Here is a 23402-nt window from a genome sequence, read left to right as displayed (position 1 = left end):
ACATTCAGGACATTCAGGTCAGCAAGCGCCCTGCGGGCAGCACCGCCGGCAGCGCCATCAGGCGCAGCCAGCGCCAACGCAACACCAGCAAAGTCACCAGCATGACGGCGCCGCCGACCCAGAACAAGGACAGCTCCGGCAGATTGTTCTCGGCCGCCAGCGCGACCAGGTAGGCCAGCATCGATACAAACGTCCAGGTCAACGTCGTCATCTGGCGATGCGATGCCGGCGTGACCGCGTAATCACGCAGCAATACGCAAGAAAACGGCAGCAGCAGCGCCGCCAGCAAAAAGGTGGAGCCGTAAATCCTCGGCGCGCCGATCAGCAGCATGTCGACCAGGAAGGCGACGGCGGCCGCCAGCAGCCACACGCGCAGGAAACGCGCCAGCAAGGCGGCGCCCAGCATCCGATTGACCTGTGCCGCGACGGGCGCGCGCGGCGCCAGGAAGAACAGCGTCTGCTCCGCGCCGTGCCGGCTTGCGCTCTTGAGCAGATCGGCCGCATACAACACCACCGCCACCAGCAGGCAAATCTGCATGACGAAGGTGCGCATCATCTCCCGCACTGCGGACGTATCGCCGCCGGCATACAGCACCACGCCGGCGGCCACCGCCGTCACCAGCAGCAGATAGGCCAGGTAGCCGCCCTCATAGGCGGTCGGGCCCATGGTGTGCATCAGCATGCGCGCCGGCGTGGCGCCGGGCTGGCTGTCGCGACGCAGCGTGGCGCTGTAACCGAAGCGCAGCAACATGCTGAGGCGGTTGCGGGCGCCGACGTCCTCGGGCTTCAGCAGTCCCCCCTGGACGCGGCGTATCAGCGCTGCGTTGCGCGCATACCAGGCCCAATGACGGTCGCCGCCGCGTGGAAAGACCAGCTGGATGCCGGCGGCGCCCAGCGCGGCGACGGCGATCAGCCCGACGCCCGCCAGCGCCGGCTCGCCCATCGCGGCCAGGCTTTGCCATAGCGCCGCCAGCCAGGCCTTCAGCGACAACGAGCCGAAGATGATCAGCGTGGGCAGGAACGCCAGCACCGTGTAGCGCTGCGCGTACAGCATGTAGCAGAAAAACGCCCCGGCGCCGACCAGCGCATAACCGAAATGCCCGAACACCGCCGCCGCCATCACCGCCACCGCCAACCCGCATGCCGTGAACAGCGCCACGGTCAGCACGATCAGGCGCCGCCGCAGCTGCGGCACCAGGCAGGCGTTGGCCGGGTGATTTTGCTGCACGGCGCTTTTCAGGTAAGCCCCACACCACATCACGATCAGCATCGCCGACATGCCGAGCGGCGCCTGCCACGCCAGCTCCATATGCGAGCGCAGGCTCCACACCATCACCGCCACCACCAGAGCGCCCAGCGCCAGCAAGGCGCTGATGCGCACCATCATGCGGTTGGCGCAGCGGTCGCGCACCACCTGCAACAGCAGTTGCGTATAGGCGCCGTTCATTTGGTCACCTCGACGAACAGGTCTTCCAGGCTCAGGGTTTCCACCCGCAGGTCCGGGCCGGCCCGCAGCTCGGCGGCCTCCTGCCCGTTCAGGCGCGCCAGGATGCTGACGCCGCCGCTGCGGTCCTGCTGGCGGCGGATCTCGTCGCGGAAGTGCAGGCGCGCCAGCGCCGCCGCCGTGCCGGTGATGCGGTGCGCGCTTTCCAGCAGCTCGTCCAGCGGCGCCTGCAGGGTGATCTTGCCGCCCTGCAGGAAGGCCACGTCCAGCGCCACCCGCTCCAGGTCCGACAGGATGTGGGTGGAGAAGATCACCGTCGTATCGCGTTCGATCACGCCGTCCACCAGCTCGTGCAGGAAATCGCGGCGTCCGACCGGATCGAGGCTGGCCACCGGTTCGTCCAGCACCAGCAGCCGGGGATCGTGCGCCAGCGCGCGGATGATGGACAGGCGCTGCTTCTCGCCGCCCGACAAACGGCCGATCTGCTTGTGGCGCGCCTCGCCGGCGAAGCCCCAGCGCTCCAGCAGGCCGGCCACCTTGGCCGCGTTCCAGTGCGGGTACAGGGCCTTGAAGTAGTCCAGCATCTGCAACGGCGTCAGCCACTCGAACAGCTCCGACTTCTGCGGCACATAGCCGATCCAGGCGCGCGCCTCGTCGCCCAGCTGCGTGGCGGGCTGGCCGAACAGCGTGCTGGCGCCGGCATCGGCTTCGCGCAGGCCGAGCAGGCATTCGAGCAGCGTCGATTTGCCGGCGCCGTTGCGGCCCAGCAGGCCGATCACCTTGCCGGGCGCGATGTCCCAGCTCACGCCCTGCAACACCTGCTGGCCGCCGAACGATTTGTGCAGGTTGGCGACATTGACGATCGATGGTTTCATGGTTCTTCCTTGAGGATTTTATTGAACAGTGCAAGTACGGCGTCGGGATCGAGTTCCAGCTGGCGCGCCTCCTCGGCGGCCCGTTCCAGCGTGGGCCGCAGCAGGGCCTCGCGTTCGTGGGCGCTGTGCGCGTGCGCCCTGCGCTCGGCCACCAGCATGCCGATGCCGCGGCTGCGCGACAGCAGGCCTTCGGTCTCCATCATGTTGTAGGCCTTGGACACGGTCATCGGATTGACGGCCAGCGCCAGCGCCACTTCGCGCACCGAGGGCAGCACGTCGCCCGGGGCCAGCACGCGGGCGGCCAGCAGGCGGCGGGTCTGCTCGATCAGCTGGCGATAGATCGGTTCGGACGAACCGGTCGCAATCGAGTAGAGGGAGGCTGTGTGGGAGGTCATCGTTTTGTATCAGTGTATTAGTTGACTAATACATTAGTCCGAAAAACCGGCCTTGTCAAACAAAATAACGATTCGGAGGGAAATGGCGCGGCGCCGGGCCGGTATGTGCGGGGCCGTACAGTCGGCCGCAGCGGGGCCGGCATACTGGACGCATGCGCATCGCCACCTTCAATGTCAACGGCATCAACAGCCGCCTGCCGGCCCTGCTCCAGTGGCTGGAGCAAACGCGGCCGGACGTGGTCTGCCTGCAGGAGCTGAAGGCGCCGCAGGAAAAATTTCCCGAAGCGGCGCTCAACGCGGCCGGCTACCAGGCCATCTGGCACGGCCAGAAAAGCTGGAACGGGGTCGCCATCCTGGCGCGCGGCCAGTTGCCGATCGAAGTGGGACGCGGCCTGCCGGGCGAACCGGACGACCAGCAAAGCCGCTACATCGAGGCGGTGGTGGACGGCGTGCTGGTGGCCGGCCTGTATCTACCCAACGGCAACCCGGCGCCCGGCCCCAAGTTCGACTACAAGCTCAGATGGTTGGAGCGGCTGATCGGCCACGCGGCCGGCCTGATCGACAGCGGCGCCGACGTGGTGCTGGCGGGCGACTTCAACGTGATACCGACCGAACTCGACGTCTACAAGCCGGAACGCTGGGTGGACGACGCGCTGTTCCGGCCCGAGGTGCGCACCGCCTTCCAGCGCCTGCTGGCGCAGGGCTGGTGCGACGCGCTGCGCAGCAAGCATCCGGGCGAAACGATTTATACCTTTTGGGATTACTTCCGCAACGCCTACGGGCGCAACGCCGGCCTGCGCATCGACCACTTGCTGCTGAGCCCTTCGCTGGCGCCGGCGCTGATCGCGGCCGACGTCGACCGCGACGCGCGCGGCCGCGACAAGCCCAGCGACCACGCGCCGGTGTGGATCGAACTGGCCCTGTAACGCCGGCCCGGTCGGGTGCTTACACCAGCTTGGCCGAGTGTTCGCGGGTGGCGTGGAATTGCAGCTTGGGCCAGCGTTCCTGCGTCAGGCGCAGGTTGACGCCGGAGGTGGCCAGGTAGGCCAGGTTGCCGGCGGCGTCGTAGGCGACGTTGTGGCCCAGTGCGTCCTCGAAGTCCGACAGCGCCTTCTTGTCGTCGCTGGAAACCCAGCGCGCGCTGCTGATGCTGGTGCCTTCGAACACGGCGTCGACGCCGTATTCGTTCATCAAGCGGCTGGCGACCACTTCGAACTGCAGCACGCCGACCGCGCCCAGTACCAGCTCGCCGCCCTGCACCGGCTTGAAGACCTGCACCGCGCCCTCCTCGCCCAGCTGCTGCAAGCCCTTGTGCAGCTGCTTGATCTTCAGCGGATTACGGATGCGCACCGAGCGGAAGAAGTCCGGCGCGAAGTACGGAATGCCGGTGAAGGTCAGCAGCTCGCCCTCGGAGAAGGAGTCGCCGATCTGCATATTGCCGTGGTTCGGCAGGCCGATGATGTCGCCGGCATACGCCTCCTCCACCTGCTCGCGCGAGGACGCCATGAACGTCACCACCGACGACACCTTGATCTCGCGCCCCAGGCGCAGGTGCTTGACCTTCATGCCGCGCTCGAAACGGCCGGAGCACACGCGCAGGAAGGCGATGCGGTCGCGGTGGGCCGGGTCCATATTGGCCTGGATCTTGAACACGAAGCCGGTGAACGGCTCCTCCTTCGGATCGACCGAACGCACGGTGGCGTCGCGCTCGCGCGGGGCCGGGGCCCAGTCGACCAGCGCCGACAGGATCTCGCGCACGCCGAAGTTGTTGATCGCCGAGCCGAAGAACACCGGCGTCTGCACGCCGGCCAGGAACTGCTCCAGGTCGAACGGATGCGAGGCGCCGTGCACCAGCTCCACTTCCATCTTCAGCTGGTCCATCTCCAGCGGGAACATCTCCGTCAGGCGCGGATTGTCGATGCCCTTGATGATCTCGAAGGCGCCGTCGGCCTTTTCCTCGCCGGCCTTGAACAGCATGATGGTGTCGTTGAGCAGGTGGTACACGCCGCGGAAGTTCTTGCCCATGCCGATAGGCCAGGTCACCGGCGCGCACTGGATCTTCAGCACCGATTCGAGCTCGTCGAGCAGCTCCAGCGGATCGCGGGTCTCGCGGTCCATCTTGTTCATGAAGGTGACGATCGGCGTGTTGCGCATGCGGCAGACGTCGAGCAGCTTGATGGTCTGCGCTTCCACGCCCTTGGCGGCGTCGATCACCATCAGCGCCGAGTCGACCGCCGTCAGCACGCGGTAGGTGTCTTCCGAAAAGTCCTGGTGGCCGGGGGTGTCGAGCAGGTTGACCACGTGGTCGCGGAACTCGAACTGCATCACCGACGAAGCGACGGAAATGCCGCGCTGCTTCTCGATCTCCATCCAGTCGGAGGTGGCGTGGCGGCCGCTCTTGCGCGCCTTGACCGTGCCGGCCATCTGGATCGCGCCCGAGAACAGCAGCAGTTTTTCCGTCAGCGTGGTCTTGCCGGCATCCGGGTGGGAAATGATGCCGAAGGTGCGGCGGCGCTGGACTTCACGTGCGATCAGGGCCGGGGTCCTGGCGTTGGCCGTGGCGCCGGCGTCGTCGTTATTCTCGGGTGTTGCGTTTTCGATATCGTTGACCATTTGTTCGCGATCTGAGGCGGGGCTGCAAAACCCTCGATTTTACCGATACTTGGCCCCGCCGTGTGAACTGTTTGCCCGGGTTGCCCCGGGCCGGCCCCGCTTTTGCTCCGCTTTTACTCCCCTTTCACCCGGCGCCAGCCCGTGCGGTGGGCGTCGGCCGAGATCTGCTCGGACAGCGGCGAGGTCTTGTTGGTGCCGTCGGCCAGCGTGGTGATCATCTTCAGCTGGCCGTTCGGCAGGCGGATGATGATGAAACCGACCGCCGCCGAGGTGTTCGACAGCGTCGCCCCGACCGGGTGGCCGCCGATCGCCTGGCCGTTGCAGACGTTGACCTGGTACAGATTGCTCGAGCCGCCCACCGAGCAGGCCGACGACGAGGACGGCATATTGGTCACCACGTTGGCCACCCCGCTGACGATCTGCGGATCGAGGTTCATGCGCTCGCCGGCGTTGACCGTCCAGTCGAAATACCAGCCGTCCTTCTGCGTCAGGTCGACCGGGTTGCTGGTGACCTGGTAGGTGTTGGTGTTGCTGCTGGAGCCGAGCAGGCTCAGCGTCTGCTTCACCATGGTCGAGCCGCGGATGTCGGCGATCGGCGTGGCGCTGTCCTTCAGCAGGTACAGGCTCTGCACCGAGGTGTCGGAGGTGTCGGGCACGTCCAGCAGGCGGCCGGTGCCGAACAACACCACCCGCCTGCCGCTGGTGGTGGTGATGGGCACGCCGCCGACGCTGGTGGTCACCTGCACCGCGCACATGGTCACGTCCGGGCGGGTGGTGATCGGCTTGTTGACGCCGGCGTCGCCCAGCATGGTGACCGTGATCGCGCCCGAGGCCGCGCTCAGGTCGAAGCGCCACATCTGGCCCTGGTTGTCGCCGCCGTAGATGTACTGGACGCGCGGATCGGCGCCCGGATCGTCGCTGATGGCGGAAATCTTGGCCAGGCCGGACGGCGTGGTGGTGTCGCCCGAGTTGTTGCCGATCTTGGCGATCAGCGCGCCGGTGTAGGCGTCCAGCACGTACAGGAAGCCCTTGCCGGTGCCGGTGCCGACGCCGTCGGTGCCGGGCACGTTGTTGTAGCCGGAGGTCAGGAACACCGCCCAGCGGCCGTCGGCCAGCGTGCCGAACTGCGGATTGCCGAAGGTCAGGCCGAGGTCGCCGTCGCTGAGCGGGCAGACGGCGGCGTCGGCGCAGAATTCCCACAGCTGCCTGGGATGGCTGGTGTCGGTGATGTCGAGCGCATAGTAGCCGCGGCCGCCGCCGTTCAGGCCGGCCACCAGCACGGTGTGCCAGCCGTCCGCGGCCTTGACGTCGGCCACTTCCGGCGAGCCGTCGGTGGTGAACTGGTGGTTGGTGCCGTAGGTGGTGCCGGCCAGCGCGTACAGCTTCTTCATCGTGATGCGCGGCACGTAGGCCCACAGCTCGTTGCCGGTGGCCGAGGCGAAGGCGTGCAGCATGCCGTCGTTGGCGGCGGTGAACACCGCGCCGCTGCGGTAGTCGGGACTGGTCGGGTTGCCGTACTTATCCTTGAAGGTGGCATAGGACGGGTCCGAGTAATCGTTGCGCGGGTCGCGCACGAAGGCCGGCTTGGACGAAGCGATGTCGCCCAGCACGATGGGGATGGGCCCGGCCGCGCCGGCCGGGGTGTTGAGCGTCAGCGTGTAGGCGCGGAACAGGCTGTCGTCGGCGTACTGCTGCTGGCCGCGCAGGTAGTTGACCAGGTTGCTGCCGTCGTTGACCAGGGCTTTGTCCGAGGCCGACAACAGCACGCATTGCGACAGCGACGCGCACTTGTTGGCGAACCAGCCGGCGGCCGGCCCCTTCATGTTGCTGAACAGGAAGAGATCCGGCACGCTGGCGAGCGCGCCGCTGGTGTTGTACATGTAGATGGTGCGGGTGTCGCTGCTGTTGCCGACCTTTTTGCCCAGCGTGTCGCTGGTGGTCCAGGTGCTGGCGGTGCCGACGCTGCCGTCGGTGCTGTCGATCTTCTTGTCCGACAGCTCGCCGTACCACTTCACGGTGGTGAAGGTGTCGGAGAAGATGTCGTTGTCGGTCAGCGTGATGTTGGGCGTCGACGTGGCGGCCGCGGCGGCCGCGCCGATGTGCACCTGCATGTTCGACAGCGCCTCGCTCAGGCCGCCCACCACGTCTTTCGGGTCCTGGGCGCTGAAATATTTGCCGTGGCCGTTGATGGCGGCGTGCCACAGGTCGTCGACCCGCTCCTGCACGGTGCTGGCGGTGTTGGTCACGTCCGGATCGGGCCAGACATAGGCGCCGCCGCCGTTCCACGGACAGCCGCTGGTGGCCGCCGTGATCAGGTTGTAGAAGTCGCCGCCGGTCTTGGGCGCGCTGTCGTAGTTCGGCTCATAGGTCATCACGCCGTCCACGCCCAGGCCCAGCGTGTAGGTGTTCATGTGCAGGTGGGTGTTCTCGCCGCCGGCCGCCGGCACCGAGCCGGGCTTGCTCATGTCCGGCTCCAGCGCCGGCCGCAGCGACACCGTGGTGGTGCTGGAGCCGCCGTTGTACCAGTGCAGCGCCACGTCCGAGATCGACGGCTGCGTCTGCGCCCGCGCGTCGACGCAGCCGCGCGCCTGGGTGCAGAAGCGCGCGGCGCTCTCGACGTTGTCGTTGTTGACCACGTTGGCGGTGGAGCTGCCGTTCCAGTAGCCGTCGGTGGTCAGTATCATGAAATTCTGCTGGCACGGGTACTGCACCACTTCCTGCCCGGCCGCGTAGTTGTACGGCGTCAGGTTGCCGAACATGCGGCCGACGTTGTCCATCGCGGTGCGGATCGGCGTCGAGCCCGAGGTGGTGGTGTTGTACAGCGTGGTGTACCAGCTGGCGCGGGCGCTGCCGGTGAAATCGGCCGGCTTGAGGTCGATGGCGGCGCCGGAGCCGGCGTTCGACAGCTTGACGTAGCCGACCTTGTAGTTGGCGGTGATGGCGGCGAACGCGATGCCGATCGAGGTCTTCATCATTTGCAGCCGGCTCTTGTAGTACACATACCAGTTGGCGAAGTTGTTCATCTCTTCGGCATAGGTGCAGGTGGCGCCGGCGCAGTCGGTGCGGTCGGCGCCTTTCGGATAGGTCTGGCCGCTGACGAGGTTGACCCGCACGAAGGGATTGGGCGCGCCGGACCCGGCCGTCAGCGCCGTGGTGCTGGCCGGGATGGCGTCGTTGACGGCGGCCGCGTAGCCGCTGGAGCCGGTGGTGGTCCAGCTGACCGTGCCCTGGTTGTCCATGGTGAAGGTGCTGATGGTGGCGCTGTTGTCGGTCGCCGCCGAGTTCACCAGGCAGACGCTGGTGACCGTGTAGCCGGTCGGGCAGTTGCTGTTGTTGCCCAGGTAGGCCTTGATCGGGTTGGCGGTGCCGATCTTGGCGACCAGCGCGGCGGCGATCTGGGTCGGCGTCTGGCCCTTGCCCAGGCTCAGGTAGGTCGGGCTGCTGTTGGAGGCGCCGCCGACCAGCGTGGTGCCGGCATAGCTGAGGTTTTTCAGGATGGCGGTCTGCGACGACGAGGTGCTGGAGCCGGTGAAGCTGACCACCGCCCTGGCCGGCGCGGCGGCCGTCACCACCACGGTCGGCGCGGTCACCGCGATGCCCCAGCCGGCGCGGCTGTTGTCGGTGAAGGTGACGCAGGTGGCGAGGCTGATGCTGCCGGAGCAGCTGACCGGCAGCACCGCCACCAGGTTGTCGGCGCTGAGCGTGATGCCGAACACGCTGCAGGCCGACACGGTGGGCTGGCCGGTCGGGGTCTTGACGCAGGCGAAATACAAGCTGGTGGAATTGGCGGCCTTGGCGGCCGTGGTGGCCATGATGTTGGCGGCCAGCGCGCTGGCCAGCGTCTGCTGCTTGATCAGGCTGTTGGTGCCGGTGGCGGCGGTGACGGTGGCGTTGGTGACGGTGGTGGTGGCGTTGACCACCACGCTGCTGATGCCCAGCGAGCTGGCCGTGGCCGAGGCGCCGATGGCGATGGTGCCGTAGGACGCGGTGGCGCCGGCCGGCTTGGAATAGCCGGGGTAGATGAAGGCGCCCACGCGCTTGCCCTGGCACTGGGTCAGCAGCTTGTCGCTGCACCAGCGCACCTTGACCGGCACCGGATAGCCGGACGGCGCGGTGGCGCCGACCGCGGTCGAGACGCAGGTCTTCATGGTGTCGTCGGTGCAGTACTGGCCGACGCCGATGGTGTAGTAGTACGGGCCGGTGGTGATCGCGGTGGCGGTCTGGTAGGTGGCGTCCGGGTAGGTGTAGCTGGCGGTGTTGAACTGGCAGGTGCTGCCCGAGCACCACTTCAGGTCCGGGAAGCCGGTCACCAGGTTGATGTTGGCCGTCACCGTGTTGCCGGCCATGTCGGCCTTGTGGGCGCCGAAGCCGTCGCCGCTGACCGAGGTCCAGTTGGTGGTGTTGGCGGCGTTCTGCTCCGGGTAGTAGCTGCCGTCGGACTTGATCGGCACCAGGTAGCGGATCGCCGGATTGTAGTACTGCTTGTTGAAATCGGGACTCATGAACGGCGGGTGGCCGACCGCGCAGGCGGTGATGCCGGCCTGCAGCGTGGCGGCGCTGCGGCACAGGTTGTCGTTGACGTAGTCCGGCGTGTAGGTCTGGTCCATCGAGCCGGAGTTATCGAACAGCAGCATCAGATTGGGCTTGACGGTGCCGGTGCCGGTGATGTTGAGCAGCGGCACCTGGGCGATCTGGGTGGTCCCGGCCAGCGCCGTTGCGCACAGCGCCGTGGCAAGGGCCAGCCCGGCCAGCGTGGAAGTAAGCTTGTTCATGATGGTTCCATTCAAAAAGACGACGGCCTCACGGCCCTTTCATGACGACCGCTTGCGTGATCACATTGCCGCCGCGGGCGCCGACGATGCGCGCCGTCACCACGTAATGCAGCTGCGGCTGGTCCTGATAGTTCGGGCTGTCGGCGCGGCCGCTCTTGCCGTAGGGCTGAGGGGTCTTGGAATTCGGCCGCGCCGAGGTCAGCAGGCAGTGGTTGCCGGGCGCGTTGAAGGCGCCGGCAAAGTCGCACAGCCGGTGGATCACATACTCGACCTGGTTGCCGGAAGGGTCGGCCGCCAGGGTGACCGAGCCCTGCCAGAAGGCCGGGGTGCTGGCGGTCCAGGTCGGCGTCAGGGTGGCGACATAGCCGCTGGCCGGCTGGTTGACCTCCAGCAGCGAAGCGTTGGTCATCGAGCGCAGGTAGGCGAACGCCGTGTGCACGCCCAGGTCGGCCGCCTTGCTGAGCGACGCGTCGTAGGCCAGGTTGGAGGTGGTCAGCGTGGTCGAGGTGCTGGACTTGAGCAGGTAGATGCTGCTGACCAGCATCACCGTCAGCATGATCAGCATGATGGGCAGCGCGATGCCGCGTTGTCGGTTGGGCAGGCGCATCACGGCCTCCATTGGGCGTTACGGATCGGCACGATGGTCTCGAACACGCGGTAGCGATAGCACTGCCACGCCACCGTGTCGCCGGCCACCGCCACGTTGACCTGCACCGGCGCCGCCGCCACACCGGCCGGGGCGGCGCCGGCAAACACGGTGGGCCGCACGGTGGTGGCGCTGCACAGCCCGGCCGAGTTCGGCTTCTCGGTGTTCTTGCTGCGCGCCACCACGGCGATCCGCACCGCGGCCACCCGCTGGAAATCGCCGGGGCTGCCGATGACGGTGTCGTGGTCGGCGTCGATCATGGTGCTGCTCCAGGTGGTGATCTGCATGCCGTCGGCGCCGGGGTTGGGGTCGTAGGGCTTGGGGCCGGGCAGACGCGCGTCAAAGCCGTACTGGGCCTTGATGCTGACCACGTTGTCGGTCACCGCGACGCCGGCCGCCTCGGCGCCGGCCAGCTCGGTGGCGCGCAGCAGCAGCACACCGTTGGCCACGCTCCAGGTGTGGAAATGCAGCTGCGTCGGCGCACCGAGGTTGTAGATGTAGGCCAGGTTCTGCTTGTAGGGCGTGGCCAGGCCGGCCAGCGGATTGAAACGGTAGGGGCCACCGGTGCCGACCAGGATGGCGCTGGCGGCGGGCGGAACGGTAAAGCCCGACACCTGGAACAGGGTGCAGCGGCCGCTGCCCGGCGTCATCGGCGCCACCACCAGCACGTCGCCGTTGTTGAAGGCGTAGGGATTCCTGCTGTCGATGCCGATCAGGTTGCCGACGGTGTAGTCGGCGGTCAGCTTGACCGAGCCGGCGCCGGCCTGCGAGGTGCCGCTGTTGAAGGAAATCACGTCCGGGTCGGCGCCGTTGGACTGGATCACCGCCGCCGCCAGCGGCGTAAAGTTGGCGCCGCCGCGCTGCGCGGTCGGCAGCGCGTAGCCGCTGGCGTCGGAGAACACGGTGTCGCAGCCGGCCAGCATCGGGTCGTTCAGGCCCCAGCCGGCCTCGGTGGCGTCGCTGCTGAGCGAGAACAGCGCCAGCATGCCGTTCTGCATGCTGTCCGAGCCGCCGACGGCGGCGTCCTTGTTCTGTTCGCCGCTGACGATCAGGCGGGTGGCGAACAGCAGCGCCAGCAGGCCGATCACCACGCTGACCATCAGTTCCACCAACGAGAAGCCGCCGCGGCGGCGTGAGGTATGGGGTTTCATATCAGAGCGCAATATAGGAGGTGACCAGATGCTGGTTTTGGGCGTCGCCGGCCTTGCGCTTCCACTTGATGGAAATGTCGACCCGGATGCGCAGCTGCTGCGGCACCACCACCACGCCGACGATGGCGCCGGGGATCGCCGCCTTGGTCTCGTCCACCCACGGCTGGGTGGCGGCGGTGGCCGCCCCGCCCTCGACGGCGCCGTAGTTCAGCAGGTTGTTGCTGTCGGCGTTCATCGTGCCCAGCAGTTTTTCCCCGGCCAGCGTGGCCTCGGCCCGCAGGCTGGCGTCCGACAGCGCCGAATACGCGCGCGCCTGCAAGCCGATGGTGCCGAGCAGGCCGATGCCGAGAATGACGATGGCCAGCAGCGCTTCCAGCAGCGCGACGCCGCCCTGGCGGCGCGCGGGCCGGCGGCGGATGCCGGCGTGGGTGGTGTGGATGGCGGGTTTCATGGAGGACAAGCCCTGCTGTCGGTGACGGGGAGGCGCGGATCGCACTTGCTGGCCATGCCGGCCAGCGTGATCACCAGCGCCACCACCGGCACCTCGCCGGCATATTGGGCGGCCGGGTCGAGGCGCAAGCTGGTCAGGCGCTGGGCGAAGCGGGTGTCGACCCAGCCGATCGGCGTGTAGTAGACCTGCGAACTGCCTTCCGGCAGGGTGCTCGGCAGCAGGACTTCCGATTTCGGCAGCGCATCGGCCGCCCGGTACACGGATTTGTAGCCGGCCGCGCCTTCGGGATCGTTGGCGGCCGGCGCGGCGACGCTCGACCAGCCCGCTTCGGCCGCGCCGCACTGGGTGGCCGGCGAGACGAAGCAGATGTCGACCTGCCAGTCCATCTGCCCGCTGTTGACGTTGGGGGTCAGCGAGATCCGGCTGAAGCTGTTGTGCATCACGGCCTGGCGGCGCGCCAGGCTGAAGCCGTCGGCATAGAATTCGCTGGCGCTGCGGGCGCGGTTGCTCAGCAGCCATTTGCTGGCGTTCGGGATGCCGATCGCCAGCATGAAACCGAAGATGGACAGCGTCAGCAGCAGCTCCAGCAGCGTGAGGCCACGCTGGCGGCGCCGGGCCGGCGGCGTTAATTGGAACATGCGCCACCCTTGTGGTCCACCCAGCACGAAGCGCTGACGCCCCAGCCGGTCGGGCTGCCGGTGGTGGCGTGGGTGCCGCTCTGGTCGATGGTGTAGATGAAGCCGTTCATCTTGCCGATGCCGGTGGCCGTCAGCGTGTAGCTGGAGGCGCCGGCCCCGCCCAGCGCGTAGGTGAAGTAGCCGGTGTTGCGCGGGAAGGTGCTGGCGGCGTCGAAGCCGGCATAGGTGCGGTTGTTCGACCAGAACTGCTCGGCCGCCGGCTGCGCCCCGCCCAGCGCGGTGAACGCCTCGCTGAGGCGGCCGCGGATCACGTAATCGCTGTAGGCCGGGATCGCCACCGCCATCAAGATGCCGACGATGGCCACCGTGACCATAATCTCGATCAAGGTAAAGCCTTTTTGGACACGCTGCATGGCCCGCTCCCGGTTGGTTTTCTGATGACTGGAGTGTAGCGGGCCAAGCTTGCATTTCCCTGAGGAAATGCTGACAAATTCCTGACAGCGGCGAAAAGGCGCAATTAACTAGCGGAAGTGCACGGAAAACAGCGCGCCGCGGCCGCCGGCGCCCTCGGCGACGGTGAGGCTGGCGCCGTGCACGGTGGCGATGTCGCGCACGATGGCCAGGCCCAGGCCGCTGCCGGTGGTGCGGTCGTCCAGCCGCACGTAGCGGCTGAACACCTGCTCGCGCCTGGCCAGCGGAATGCCGGGGCCGTTGTCCTCGACGCTCAGCCAGCCGCCCTCGCCGTCCGGCCGGCAGGCCACCGTCACCGTGCCGCGCGGCGGCGTGTAGCGGATCGCGTTGTCGATCAGGTTGTCGATCAGGTCGCGCAGCAGGAAGCGGTCGCCGACGATGGTGACCGGCTGCAGATCGAAGCCGAGGTCGATCGCCTTGAGCGTGGCCTGGTCGACGAAGGACTGGATCGCCACTTCCACCAGCGCGTCCAGCGCCACCGGCTCGAGCCGGGTTTTTTCAAAGTGGCCGGGCTCGGCGCGGGCCAGCGCCAGCAGCTGGTTGGTCTTGCGTATCATGCGCTCGGTGGCCGACAACATCAGCTTGAGCGAGTGCGCGGTCTCCGGCTCGGCGTGGCGCGCGCCCAGCCATTCGAGCTGGGTCTTCAGGCCGGCCAGCGGCGTGCGCAGCTGGTGCGCCACATTGGCCAGGAATTCCTGGCGCGCGTGGGCGCCCTGGCTGACCTTGTCCAGCAGGCCGTTGAAGGCGGACACCACCGGCTCCAGTTCGTACGGCACCTGCGCCGCCGCGATCGGCTCGAGGTCGTCGCCGTCGCGCGCGTTCAGGCCGGCGCGCAGGCGGTTCAACGGCAGCAGGCCGTTGCCGACCGAGAACCAGATCAGGCCGACGCAGGTCAGCGCGAACAGCGATTCGAGCAACACCAGCGCGCGCACCACGGCCAGGCGGACCTGGTTGCGCTTGCGCAGCGTCTTGGCGACGCCGATGGCGGCCTGCACGGGCGCGCCCGAGGCCACCGGCAAGCTCAAGCGCAAGACCACGCCGCGCACCGCCTCGTCGCGCAAGCTGCTGTCGAAGGCCGCGGCCGGCTTGTAGTCCGACGTCGCGCCGTCGGCCGCCGCGCGCGGCAGCGCTGGAAAATCGGCGTCGCCGGCGATGGTGCGGCCGGCCGCGTCGCGCACCACGAAGTAGACGGCGTCGGTGTCGTCGCTGCGCAGCACTTGCTCGGCCTGGCGCGGCAAGTCGATGCGCAGCTGGCCGCCGTCCGCGCTCAGGCGCGCGCCCAGCGCGGCGGCGGCGCCGGACAAGCCCTGGTCGAACGCCAGCTGGGCCGGCAGCCAGGCCAGCATATAGGTCAGCGCGCCGCCGGCCAGGTTGATCAGCAGGATCGGGACGATCAGCCACTTCAGCAGCCGCAGCCGGATGCTATTCATGCGCCGGCGGGGTTTGCTCCAGCATGTAGCCGAAGCCGCGGATGGTGCGGATCGAGACGCCGGCGTCGGCGATCTTCAGCCGCAGGCGCGAGATGTAGACTTCCACCGCGTTCAGGGTCAGGTCGTCGCCCCAGGGCAGGATGGCGTCGATGATCTGCTGCTTGGACACCACGCGCGCGCCGTGTTGCAACAGGTATTCCAGCACCGCCCATTCGCGCACCGACAGCTCGATGGTCTTGTCGCGCACGCGGGCGCGCTTGGCCGACATGTCCAGCGCCAGGTCGCCCAGCGCCAGCACGGTCGGCTTGGGCGTGTTGCGGCGCGCCAGCGCGCGCAGCCGCGCCACCAGCTCGGCGGTGGCGAAGGGCTTGACCAGGTAATCGTCGGCGCCCAGCTCGAGGCCGCGCACCCGGTCCTCGATGGCGTCGCGCGCCGTCAGCAGCAGCACCGGCACCTGGCTGCCGCGCGCGCGCAGGCGCCGCACCACCTCGAAGCCGTCGATGCCGGGCAGGCCGATATCGAGCACCACCACCTCGGTGTGCTCGGCGCGCTGCAGCAGCGCGTCGGCCTGGGTGCCGTTGCCGACCACCTCGACCGCCATGCCGTGGCCGCTCAACACCCGGCTCAGGCCATCGGCCAGGACGGCGTCATCTTCCACCACAAGTACATGCATGTTCTGTGCGCCGTTCGAATTCGATTTGTGCATTATGCACGCGCCCTCCACAGAAAAATAGAGCCCGTGTAGGACCAGACCTACAAAGTGCCATGTTGCAAGCCTACATTTGTGCGTCCCCTCCTCTTATGTTCGCAATCTAACAAAGCCCCTAAAGTGATGGCAACACTGAAGCAAGCCTTCGGTGCTCTTGTATAGCCAGATTGTGAGGAACAAAATGAACAACACCCAACTTAACGCAACCGACAAAACCCCAGCGCCACGCATGGCGATGAAGGCGAAAGAATTCAAGGTTGCGTCCCGGCCTGTTGTCAGCTACAGCGGCACCCTGCAGAACGAATTGCTGGCCGCACTCCCACGCGACGTGCTGGAATCGCTGTTTGAACACCTGGAATTGGTGACCCTGCCCTTCGGCAAAGAATTGTTTGAATTCGGCGGCGCGATGGACTACGTGCATTTCCCGACCACCGCCATCGTCTCGCTGCTGTACGTGATGGAAGACGGCGCCACCACCGAGATCGCCGTGGTCGGACACGAAGGCGTGGTCGGCGTGTCGCTGTTCGAGGGCGAGCGCGCCATGTGCAGCGCCGTGGTGCAGGCGGCCGGCTACGGCTACCGCATGAAAGCCCAGCACCTGCGCGACGCCTTCAACCAGGGCGGCGCCCTGCCCGCGCTGCTGATGCGCTACAACACCGCGCTGTTCGCGCAGATGGCGCAGAACGCCGTCGGCGGCCGCCACAGCTCGATCGAACAAAAGCTGTGCCGCTGGCTGCTGGACCGCCTGGACCGCTCGCCATCGAACGAGTTGAAGGTCACGCAGGAAATGATTTCCATCATGCTGGGCGTGCGCCGCGAAAGCATCACCGCCGCCGCCGGCAAATTGCAGGACGACGGCCTGATCACCTACCGCCGCGGCAACATCACTGTGCTTGATCGCTCAGGCTTGGAGGCGTATGCGGGTGAATGCTACAAGGTGGCGAAGACGGAATACGACCGTCTGCTGGTGGATGTAGCACGGAGCTAAGCACTTCGCTGATGGCCGGCGGCAGCGTCGCCGCGCCCACGTCGGCGCGGCGCTCTTCGGTCGGCACGCGATTGCGCAAGGGAATGGAAACTTCAATGCAGGTGCCGGCGTCATTGCGGCCGCGGCGTATCGTCAGCGTGCCGCCCAACAGCAAGGCGCGCTCGCGCATCCCCAGCAGACCATGCGACATCGGCTTGACGATGGTATTGGAGGCAATGCCGATGCCGTCGTCGATAATGCGCAGCATCAGGCCACCGGGGCTCAGACTCATGGTGACGGTGACGCGGCTGGCCTTGGCGTACTTGCGGATATTGGTCAGCGATTCCTGCACGATGCGGAACAAGGCGATCGACAGGTCGCCCGACTGGCGGGCGGCGCCTTCGATATCGGCGTCGACGTCGCAATCGCAGCGCACCTTGGCCAGGCGGCTGAATTCGCTGCAATAGCTTTCGATGGCGGCGCACAGGCCCAGGTTGTCGAGCAGGCTGGGTCGCAGGTTCTCGACGATGCGGCGCTTCATTTCCACCGTTTCCACCAGCGTGGCGCGGGCGCGCTTGAGCTGCGCCGCCAGTTCGGGATCGGTCTTCTGCAATTGCTGGGTGACGGCGGCGATGTCCATGCTGATCGAGGTCAGGTTGGCGCCCAGCTCGTCGTGCAGCTCGCGCGACAACCTGACCTTCTCTTCCTCGCTGATGCTGATCAGGTGGCGCGACAGCACCGACAACTGCTCGGTACGCTGCTCGACCTGCGATTCCAGGTTTTCATTGGCGCTTTGCAGCGCGTGCTCGACCTGGGCGCGGTTGGCGAAACTGCGGCGCACCAATTGATAGAACATGACCAGCACCATGATGGCCAGGGCGTTGATGCCCATACCCAGCAGCACCGCCTTCTGGTATTCCTGGTAGAACATGGTGCTGCGCGAGACCAGCGTCTCGTTCTGCTCCTGCTCCATGATCACCACTTGCAGGCGGATCTCGTCCATGCTGGCGCGGCCATCGCTGAGCTTGGCGATCTTGACGATCTCTTCCAGCCCGCCCTCGCGGTAGACGTCGATGGCCTGGCTCATGATGGACAGGCGGCGGCGCACCAGCGTGTGCAGCTGCGCCAGGTTCTTCAGCTGCGACGGGCTATCGGCCAGCAGCTTGTCCAGTTCCTTGAATTCGATCTCGGTTTCGGCCAGCGCGGTCTTGGTGGGACCCAGATAGGCGTCGCGGCCGGACAGGAAATAGCCGCGCATGCTGCTTTCGGCATCGAGCACCAGCACGTTCAGGTATTGCAGGCGGTCCGCCACGCGCGCGGTCTGGCCCAGCTGGACCTGGGCGCCGCGCAGGGCTTGCAAATTGTGGAACAGGCTGAATCCGTTGACGATCAGCAGCAGCGCACAGGTCACGCACAAGACGGTCTTGTACAGCGGCAGGCGGTGATGCGGCGCTGTTTCGACAGTGAAATACATCCTGATGAGTTTCCTTCACAAGGTTTAATCCGGGGCGGACATACGCCACACTAGCCGAATTATAGACCGATGAGGGAAGCGATGCTTTTGGAGCACGCAATGGTGCGCGCCCCGTGGGATCAGTCCAACAAATTGTTTTTCATGGCGTAATAGGTCAAGTCGGAATTCGACTGCATGCCCATTTTTTCCATGATGCGGGTGCGGTAGGTGCTGACGGTCTTGATGCTCAGCGACAGCGCCACGCCGATGTCCGACACGGTGGCGCCGCGCGCCAGGCGCAGGAACACCTGGAACTCGCGGTCCGACAATTCCGTATGCAGCGCCGTGTTCGGATCGCGGTCGAAGCTTTGCGCCAGCAGTTCGCCGACGGTCGAGCTGACATAGCGCCGGCCCTGGTACACGGTGCGCACCGCCGAGATCAGCTCGTCGGCCTCGCATTCCTTGTTCAGGTAGCCGTTGGCGCCCATTTTGAACAGGTTCAGCGCGTACTGCTGCGCCGGATAACCGGACAGTATCAACACCGGCAGATCGGGCTGGCCCTGGCGGATGGTGCGCAAGGTATCGATGCCGCTCTGGTCGGGCATGGCGATGTCCAACAACAGCACGTCGCAAATCTCGCGCCGCGCGATTTCCAACGCTTCGCGCCCGGTACCCGCTTCGGCCACCACGTCGAAATCGTCCGACGACGAAAAAATCTGTTTGAAGCCTGCTCTAACTATCTGATGGTCGTCACAAATGGCAACGCGTATCATTGTTTCCCCTCGTATTGTCCGGCTGTTGCGCCATAGGCCCCACCGGACTTCACGCCACCGTCTATCAGCGTAGCTGATGTGAATAATGTTGAAATTATAGCAGCAATCATGCGGCTAGCAGCAGCACGCGGCAGCAGTACAAGCTAGGATTGCTTGAGCAATGTCAATATTGCCAGCAATTCGCCGCGTATCATTTCCCGGTCCAACGGAGCAGGAACGTCCGCCGCCGGCGCGCCGTTGACAGCCAAACCGCCATCATACTCCGCCGCCGCGGCATCATACGCACGGCTGTCGAGCTTATTGCGGGCGCCGCTGATGGTGAAGCCCTGTTCGTACAGCAGCTCGCGGATGCGGCGTATCAACAGCACTTCGTGGTGCTGGTAGTAGCGGCGGTTGCCGCGCCGTTTGACCGGCTTGAGCTGCGTGAATTCCTGCTCCCAGTAGCGCAGCACGTGCGGCTTGACGCCGCACAGCTCGCTCACTTCACCGATCGTGAAATAGCGCTTGGCCGGGATCGGCGGCAGCACAACCAGTTCGGATTTGGCGAGGCGGTCATTCATCACGGCTCAGTCCCACTCAGGCGGCGCGCGCCATCGGATTAGTCTCTTCGACCATGCCCTTGAGTTTTTGGCTGGCATGGAAAGTCACCACGCGGCGCGCCGTGATCGGAATTTCTTCGCCGGTCTTCGGGTTGCGGCCCGGGCGCTGCGGCTTGTCGCGCAGCTGGAAATTGCCGAAACCGGACAGCTTGACGGCCTCGCCACGCTCGAGCGCGTTGCGGATCTCGTCAAAGAAGGTTTCCACCATATCCTTGGCCTCGCGCTTGTTCAGGCCGACCTGCTCGAACAACAGCTCGGCCAGCTCCGCCTTGGTCAGCGTAGGCAAATCTTTTTCTGCATCCTGGCGTACCTTGGCCACCTGCATGGCCCGATGCAAATCGGCAGCCAATGCGGATTGGAGTACGGCGGAATCTACGTCGTTATTATTAATTTTCCTGCCCTGCCTTATCTAAGAACGAATGAGTCCGGCAAAGGCCGGACTCCCAAATGGTCAACAAATAATGATTTTACAACAATCTTGGCTGTCAGCTCAGGTACGCAGACGGGCGCCGTGTTTTTGCTTGGCGGCATCGCCGACGGCGGCCATCACAGCCTCCACCACATCGTCTTGCAGCGTATTTTGAGTATCTTGCAAGCTAAAGCGGAAAGCAAGCGATTTTTCGTCCGCCTCCAGTCCTTTGCCACGATATTCATCAAACAAAACAATGGCTTGCACGATCTTGCCCTGTGGACTCATTTGCACAGCAGCATTAAATGCGTCCAGCAAATCCTGCGCCGGAACGTCTTGCTTGACGACCACCGCCAGATCGCGCGTGGCGCCTGGGAACTTGGAGATTTCCGCGTATTCTGGCACAGGTCGTTGCTGTAAAGCAACAGCATCCACCTCGAACACCACCGGCGCGTGCGGCAGCTCGTACTTTTGCAGCCAGCGCGGGTGCAACTCGCCGATGAAGCCGATGACCTTGCCGTCCAGCAGCACATGCGCCGAGCGGCCCGGATGCAGCGCCGGATGTTCGGCCTTGACGAAGCGCAGCGACAGCGGCGCGAACAGGTGCTCCAGGTCGGCCTTGAGGTCGAAGAAATCGACCGCGCGGTTGTCCTGGCCCCACTGCTCGTCGGCCACGTTGCCGTAGGCCATGGCGGCCACGCGCTTAGGCTGGTGATAGCCGGCCACGGTCAGCGGACCATCCGGAATGCTGTCGTCGCGCAGGTAGATGGCGCCGATCTCGAACAGGCGCACGCGGCTGGTCTTGCGGTTCAGGTTGTAGCGCACGTTGGCCACCAGGCTGCCGATCAGCGTCGAACGCATCACGTTCATCTGGCTGGCGATCGGGTTCTGCAGCCTGATCGGGTTGGAATTATTGGCGAAATCCTGTTCCCAGGCCGCATCCACAAAGCTCATGTTGACCACTTCCTGGAAGCCCAGGTCGGCCAGCTGGTGGCGCACCGCGAACAGCGAGCGGGTATTTTCCGGCGCGATGATCATGGTGTTGGCGGCCACCGGCGCCACGGTCGGAATGTTCTCGAAGCCGTAGACGCGCGCGACTTCCTCGATCAGGTCTTCCTCGATCTCGATGTCGAAGCGGTACGACGGCGAGGTGACCGAGAATACGCCATCGGCCAGCGTGAACGGCAGCGCCAGGCGGGTGAAGATGTCGGCGATGGTTTTATCGTCCAGCGCCACGCCGATCACTTTCTGTGCGCGGGCGGTGCGCATCTGCACCGGCGCGCGCTTCGGCAGGTTGACGATCTGGTCGTCGACCGGGCCGACCTGCGTGGTCGGCGTGCCGCAGATTTCGATCAGCAGCGAGGTGATGCGCTCGATGTGCTCGACCGTGGTCGCGTAGTCGACGCCGCGTTCGAAACGGTGCGCGGCGTCGGTCGAGAAGTTGTACTTGCGGGCGCGGCCCTGGATGGCGCTCGGCCACCAGAATGCCGCTTCCAGGTAGATCGATTCGGTCTCCAGCGAGACGGCCGTGGCGTCGCCGCCCATGATGCCGGCCAGCGATTCGATTTCCTTGTCGTCCGAGATCACGCCCACCCATTCGTCGACGGTGACGGTGTTGCCGTTCAGGAGCTTGAGCGTTTCGCCGGCTTTACCCCAGCGCACATTCAGGCCACCGTGGATCTTGGCCAGGTCGAACACGTGGGATGGGCGCCCCAGCTCCAGCATCACGTAGTTGGAGATGTCCACCAGCGCCGACACCGAGCGCTGGCCGCTGCGCTCGAGGCGCTGCTTCATCCAGTCCGGGGTGGCGGCCTTGGCGTTCAGGTTGCGGATCACGCGGCCGGAGAAACGGCCGCACAGGTCCGGTGCCGAGATCTTCACCGGCAGCACTTCGGCGCTGTTGACGGTGGCGGGACGGAACGACGGCACATGCAGCGCGACGCCGGTCAGCGCCGACACTTCGCGCGCCACGCCCAGCACCGACAGGCAGTCCGCCTTGTTCGGGGTCAGCTTGATGGTGAACTTGAGGTCGTTGAGCGCGTAGTAGTCGCGGAAGTTCTGGCCGACCGGCGCGTCGTCCGGCAGTTCCAGCAGGCCGCTGCCCTCTTCCGACAGTTTCAGTTCCTTGGCCGAGCACAGCATGCCCTGCGACTCGACGCCGCGCAGCTGGCCAACCTTGATTTCAAACGGCTTGCCATCGGCGCCGGGCGGCAGGATCGCGCCAGCCATTGCGCACACCACCTTCAGGCCAGGACGCACGTTGGGCGCGCCGCAAACGATGTTGAGCAGGGTGCCGGTGCCGACATCGACCTGGCAGACGTTGAGGCGGTCCGCGTTCGGATGCTTGGCCATGTCGCGCACGTGGCCGACGACCACGTTGGAGAACGGCGGCGCCACGGCTTCGACTTCTTCCACTTCCAGGCCGGACATCGTCAGCAGATGGGCCAGTTCGTCCGAAGTCATCTTCGGATCGACCATGGTACGGAGCCAGTTTTCGGAGAATTGCATAATCAAGCCTTCAAAGATAGTCCGACGGGAGCGCACGCACTGCGGCGCTCGACCGTTTCGTTATTGTTAGTTGAACTGCTTCAGGAAGCGCAGGTCGCCTTCGTAGAACAGGCGCAGGTCGCTGACGCCGTAGCGCAGCATCGTCAGGCGCTCCAGGCCGGAGCCGAAGGCGAAGCCAATGTACTTTTCCGGGTCGAGGCCGAAGTTGCGCACCACCGACGGATGCACCTGGCCCGAGCCGGAAATCTCCAGCCAGCGGCCCTTCAGCGGACCGGAACCGAAGGCGATATCGATCTCTGCCGACGGCTCGGTGAACGGGAAATACGACGGACGGAAGCGCACCTGCAGGTCGTCGGTCTCGAAGAAGGCCTTGACGAAGTTCAGGTACACGCCCTTGAGGTCGGCGAAGCTGATGTTCTCGGCGATCCACAGGCCTTCGACCTGGTGGAACATCGGCGAGTGGGTGGCGTCGCTGTCGACGCGGTAGGTGCGGCCGGGCGCGATCACCTTGATCGGCGGCGTGTGGCTGCGGGCGTAGCGCACCTGCATCGGGCTGGTGTGCGTGCGCAGCAGCAGCGGCTTGCCTTCGCTGTCGTTGCCTTCGATGTAGAAGGTGTCCTGCATCGAACGGGCGGGATGGTTTTCCGGGCTGTTGAGCGCCGTGAAGTTGGTCCAGTCGTTTTCGATCTCGGGGCCGTCGGCCACGTCGAAACCGATCGAGCGGAAGATCTCTTCCACCCGCTCCCAGGTCCGCATCACCGGGTGGATGCCGCCGCCGGCGCGACCGCGGCCAGGCAGCGAGACATCGATGGCCTCGGCGTTCAAACGGGTTTGCATCTGGGCGTCGGCCAGCGCATCGCGCCGGGCCGTCAGCGCCGCTTCAATCTGCCCTTTGGCAGCATTGATCAGGGCGCCCTGCGCCTTGCGCGCTTCAGGATCGAGCTTGCCCAGACCCTTCATCAATTCGGTGATCTGGCCGGTCTTGCCCAGATATTTGGCTTTGGCGTTTTCCAGTGCGGCGGCGTCATCTTTGACCGCGTCGAAATCCTGCACTGCTGAGGCGACGAGTTGTTCCAGGGAGTCCATGCGTTTTTCTTA

General features: G+C 65.8%; 20 protein-coding genes. 2 read left to right on the top strand and 18 right to left on the bottom strand.

The annotated features are described in order from the left end of the window. Nucleotides 1–13 precede the first annotated feature (13 nt). From RUGAMON1_RS23925 to RUGAMON1_RS23915, 3 genes are read right to left on the bottom strand one after another with little or no spacing between them, the layout of a single operon-like run. Nucleotides 14–1447, bottom strand: a complete 1434-nt coding sequence (locus RUGAMON1_RS23925) for a hypothetical protein (protein ID WP_445232871.1) — start codon at nucleotides 1445–1447, stop codon at nucleotides 14–16. Further along, nucleotides 1444–2319: an ABC transporter ATP-binding protein gene (locus tag RUGAMON1_RS23920; protein ID WP_445232870.1), complete on the bottom strand. Its 876-nt coding sequence runs from the start codon at nucleotides 2317–2319 to the stop codon at nucleotides 1444–1446. The genes RUGAMON1_RS23925 and RUGAMON1_RS23920 overlap by 4 nt, the downstream gene beginning before the upstream one ends. Beyond that, the gene (locus RUGAMON1_RS23915) at nucleotides 2316–2714 is read right to left on the bottom strand and encodes a GntR family transcriptional regulator (protein WP_445232869.1); all 399 of its coding nucleotides are present in this window, start codon (nucleotides 2712–2714) and stop codon (nucleotides 2316–2318) included. The genes RUGAMON1_RS23920 and RUGAMON1_RS23915 overlap by 4 nt, the downstream gene beginning before the upstream one ends. 152 nt (nucleotides 2715–2866) lie before the next feature. Here RUGAMON1_RS23915 and xth point away from each other — a divergent pair, with 152 nt between their 5' ends. Continuing rightward, nucleotides 2867–3640 carry an exodeoxyribonuclease III gene (xth, locus tag RUGAMON1_RS23910; protein WP_445232868.1) on the top strand — a complete coding sequence of 258 codons (774 nt, stop codon included), beginning with the start codon at nucleotides 2867–2869 and terminating at the stop codon, nucleotides 3638–3640. A 19-nt stretch (nucleotides 3641–3659) separates the two neighbouring features. On the opposite strand, the gene RUGAMON1_RS23905 is transcribed toward xth, so the two are convergent. From RUGAMON1_RS23905 to RUGAMON1_RS23865, 9 genes are all read right to left on the bottom strand, one after another. Continuing rightward, nucleotides 3660–5327, bottom strand: a complete 1668-nt coding sequence (locus tag RUGAMON1_RS23905; protein ID WP_445232867.1) for a peptide chain release factor 3 — start codon at nucleotides 5325–5327, stop codon at nucleotides 3660–3662. Nucleotides 5328–5440: 113 nt separating this feature from the next. Next, on the bottom strand, nucleotides 5441–10099 hold the full coding sequence (locus RUGAMON1_RS23900; RefSeq protein WP_445232866.1) for a pilus assembly protein: 4659 nt from the start codon (nucleotides 10097–10099) through the stop codon (nucleotides 5441–5443). A gap of 28 nt (nucleotides 10100–10127) precedes the next feature. Next, nucleotides 10128–10706, bottom strand: a complete 579-nt coding sequence (locus tag RUGAMON1_RS23895) for a pilus assembly PilX family protein (RefSeq protein WP_445232865.1) — start codon at nucleotides 10704–10706, stop codon at nucleotides 10128–10130. Then, the gene (locus tag RUGAMON1_RS23890) at nucleotides 10706–11896 is read right to left on the bottom strand and encodes a PilW family protein (protein ID WP_445232864.1); all 1191 of its coding nucleotides are present in this window, start codon (nucleotides 11894–11896) and stop codon (nucleotides 10706–10708) included. The genes RUGAMON1_RS23895 and RUGAMON1_RS23890 overlap by 1 nt, the downstream gene beginning before the upstream one ends. Before the next feature lies 1 nt (nucleotide 11897). Further along, nucleotides 11898–12347, bottom strand: coding sequence for a type IV pilus modification PilV family protein (locus RUGAMON1_RS23885; protein ID WP_445232863.1), 450 nt, complete (start codon nucleotides 12345–12347; stop codon nucleotides 11898–11900). Beyond that, nucleotides 12344–12985 (bottom strand): prepilin-type N-terminal cleavage/methylation domain-containing protein, encoded by a 642-nt coding sequence (locus RUGAMON1_RS23880; RefSeq protein WP_445232862.1) that lies wholly within the window; start codon nucleotides 12983–12985, stop codon nucleotides 12344–12346. Before RUGAMON1_RS23880 ends, RUGAMON1_RS23885 begins: the two co-directional genes overlap by 4 nt. Further along, nucleotides 12973–13398, bottom strand: a complete 426-nt coding sequence (locus RUGAMON1_RS23875) for a type IV pilin protein (RefSeq protein WP_445232861.1) — start codon at nucleotides 13396–13398, stop codon at nucleotides 12973–12975. The genes RUGAMON1_RS23880 and RUGAMON1_RS23875 overlap by 13 nt, the downstream gene beginning before the upstream one ends. A 108-nt stretch (nucleotides 13399–13506) precedes the next feature. After that, a complete protein-coding gene (locus RUGAMON1_RS23870) occupies nucleotides 13507–14886 on the bottom strand; it encodes a sensor histidine kinase (RefSeq protein ID WP_445232860.1) in 1380 nt (459 codons plus the stop codon). Further along, nucleotides 14879–15559, bottom strand: a complete 681-nt coding sequence (locus RUGAMON1_RS23865) for a response regulator transcription factor (protein WP_445232859.1) — start codon at nucleotides 15557–15559, stop codon at nucleotides 14879–14881. The genes RUGAMON1_RS23870 and RUGAMON1_RS23865 overlap by 8 nt, the downstream gene beginning before the upstream one ends. A gap of 217 nt (nucleotides 15560–15776) precedes the next feature. Between RUGAMON1_RS23865 and RUGAMON1_RS23860 the strand changes: the two genes are divergently transcribed. After that, nucleotides 15777–16583 (top strand): Crp/Fnr family transcriptional regulator, encoded by an 807-nt coding sequence (locus tag RUGAMON1_RS23860; RefSeq protein ID WP_445232858.1) that lies wholly within the window; start codon nucleotides 15777–15779, stop codon nucleotides 16581–16583. Here RUGAMON1_RS23860 and RUGAMON1_RS23855 read toward each other — a convergent pair. The 6 genes from RUGAMON1_RS23855 to pheS form a co-directional block, all read right to left on the bottom strand. Beyond that, complete coding sequence (locus RUGAMON1_RS23855) at nucleotides 16480–18036, bottom strand: CHASE3 domain-containing protein (RefSeq protein WP_445232857.1); 1557 nt, start codon at nucleotides 18034–18036, stop codon at nucleotides 16480–16482. The genes RUGAMON1_RS23860 and RUGAMON1_RS23855 overlap by 104 nt on opposite strands. A 119-nt stretch (nucleotides 18037–18155) precedes the next feature. Further along, a complete protein-coding gene (locus tag RUGAMON1_RS23850; RefSeq protein WP_445232856.1) occupies nucleotides 18156–18788 on the bottom strand; it encodes a response regulator in 633 nt (210 codons plus the stop codon). A gap of 143 nt (nucleotides 18789–18931) precedes the next feature. Next, nucleotides 18932–19348, bottom strand: a complete 417-nt coding sequence (locus RUGAMON1_RS23845; RefSeq protein ID WP_332851566.1) for a MerR family transcriptional regulator — start codon at nucleotides 19346–19348, stop codon at nucleotides 18932–18934. Nucleotides 19349–19364: 16 nt separating this feature from the next. Next, entirely contained in the window at nucleotides 19365–19712 is a 348-nt protein-coding gene (locus RUGAMON1_RS23840; RefSeq protein WP_008449399.1) for an integration host factor subunit alpha, read from the bottom strand. Between the two features lie 165 nt (nucleotides 19713–19877). After that, nucleotides 19878–22304, bottom strand: a complete 2427-nt coding sequence (gene pheT, locus RUGAMON1_RS23835) for a phenylalanine--tRNA ligase subunit beta (RefSeq protein ID WP_445232855.1) — start codon at nucleotides 22302–22304, stop codon at nucleotides 19878–19880. A 66-nt stretch (nucleotides 22305–22370) separates the two neighbouring features. Then, on the bottom strand, nucleotides 22371–23390 hold the full coding sequence (gene pheS / locus RUGAMON1_RS23830; protein ID WP_008449402.1) for a phenylalanine--tRNA ligase subunit alpha: 1020 nt from the start codon (nucleotides 23388–23390) through the stop codon (nucleotides 22371–22373). Nucleotides 23391–23402 lie beyond the last annotated feature (12 nt).

The sequence above is a fragment of the Duganella rhizosphaerae genome, from assembly GCF_040364205.1.
Taxonomy (GTDB): Bacteria; Pseudomonadota; Gammaproteobacteria; order Burkholderiales; family Burkholderiaceae_D; genus Rugamonas; species Rugamonas rhizosphaerae.
The sequence above is the reverse complement of the archived record's forward strand: the minus strand, read 5'-3'. Positions and strand labels throughout refer to the sequence as shown.

Coding starts and splice junctions, on each gene's coding strand:
- RUGAMON1_RS23925 (WP_445232871.1), bottom strand. CDS start 1,447: ATGAACGGCGCCTATACGCAACTGCTGTTGCAGGTGGTGCGCGACCGC.
- RUGAMON1_RS23920 (WP_445232870.1), bottom strand. CDS start 2,319: ATGAAACCATCGATCGTCAATGTCGCCAACCTGCACAAATCGTTCGGC.
- RUGAMON1_RS23915 (WP_445232869.1), bottom strand. CDS start 2,714: ATGACCTCCCACACAGCCTCCCTCTACTCGATTGCGACCGGTTCGTCC.
- xth (WP_445232868.1), top strand. CDS start 2,867: ATGCGCATCGCCACCTTCAATGTCAACGGCATCAACAGCCGCCTGCCG.
- RUGAMON1_RS23905 (WP_445232867.1), bottom strand. CDS start 5,327: ATGGTCAACGATATCGAAAACGCAACACCCGAGAATAACGACGACGCC.
- RUGAMON1_RS23900 (WP_445232866.1), bottom strand. CDS start 10,099: ATGAACAAGCTTACTTCCACGCTGGCCGGGCTGGCCCTTGCCACGGCG.
- RUGAMON1_RS23895 (WP_445232865.1), bottom strand. CDS start 10,706: ATGCGCCTGCCCAACCGACAACGCGGCATCGCGCTGCCCATCATGCTG.
- RUGAMON1_RS23890 (WP_445232864.1), bottom strand. CDS start 11,896: ATGAAACCCCATACCTCACGCCGCCGCGGCGGCTTCTCGTTGGTGGAA.
- RUGAMON1_RS23885 (WP_445232863.1), bottom strand. CDS start 12,347: ATGAAACCCGCCATCCACACCACCCACGCCGGCATCCGCCGCCGGCCC.
- RUGAMON1_RS23880 (WP_445232862.1), bottom strand. CDS start 12,985: ATGTTCCAATTAACGCCGCCGGCCCGGCGCCGCCAGCGTGGCCTCACG.
- RUGAMON1_RS23875 (WP_445232861.1), bottom strand. CDS start 13,398: ATGCAGCGTGTCCAAAAAGGCTTTACCTTGATCGAGATTATGGTCACG.
- RUGAMON1_RS23870 (WP_445232860.1), bottom strand. CDS start 14,886: ATGAATAGCATCCGGCTGCGGCTGCTGAAGTGGCTGATCGTCCCGATC.
- RUGAMON1_RS23865 (WP_445232859.1), bottom strand. CDS start 15,559: ATGCATGTACTTGTGGTGGAAGATGACGCCGTCCTGGCCGATGGCCTG.
- RUGAMON1_RS23860 (WP_445232858.1), top strand. CDS start 15,777: ATGAACAACACCCAACTTAACGCAACCGACAAAACCCCAGCGCCACGC.
- RUGAMON1_RS23855 (WP_445232857.1), bottom strand. CDS start 18,036: ATGTATTTCACTGTCGAAACAGCGCCGCATCACCGCCTGCCGCTGTAC.
- RUGAMON1_RS23850 (WP_445232856.1), bottom strand. CDS start 18,788: ATGATACGCGTTGCCATTTGTGACGACCATCAGATAGTTAGAGCAGGC.
- RUGAMON1_RS23845 (WP_332851566.1), bottom strand. CDS start 19,348: ATGAATGACCGCCTCGCCAAATCCGAACTGGTTGTGCTGCCGCCGATC.
- RUGAMON1_RS23840 (WP_008449399.1), bottom strand. CDS start 19,712: ATGCAGGTGGCCAAGGTACGCCAGGATGCAGAAAAAGATTTGCCTACG.
- pheT (WP_445232855.1), bottom strand. CDS start 22,304: ATGCAATTCTCCGAAAACTGGCTCCGTACCATGGTCGATCCGAAGATG.
- pheS (WP_008449402.1), bottom strand. CDS start 23,390: ATGGACTCCCTGGAACAACTCGTCGCCTCAGCAGTGCAGGATTTCGAC.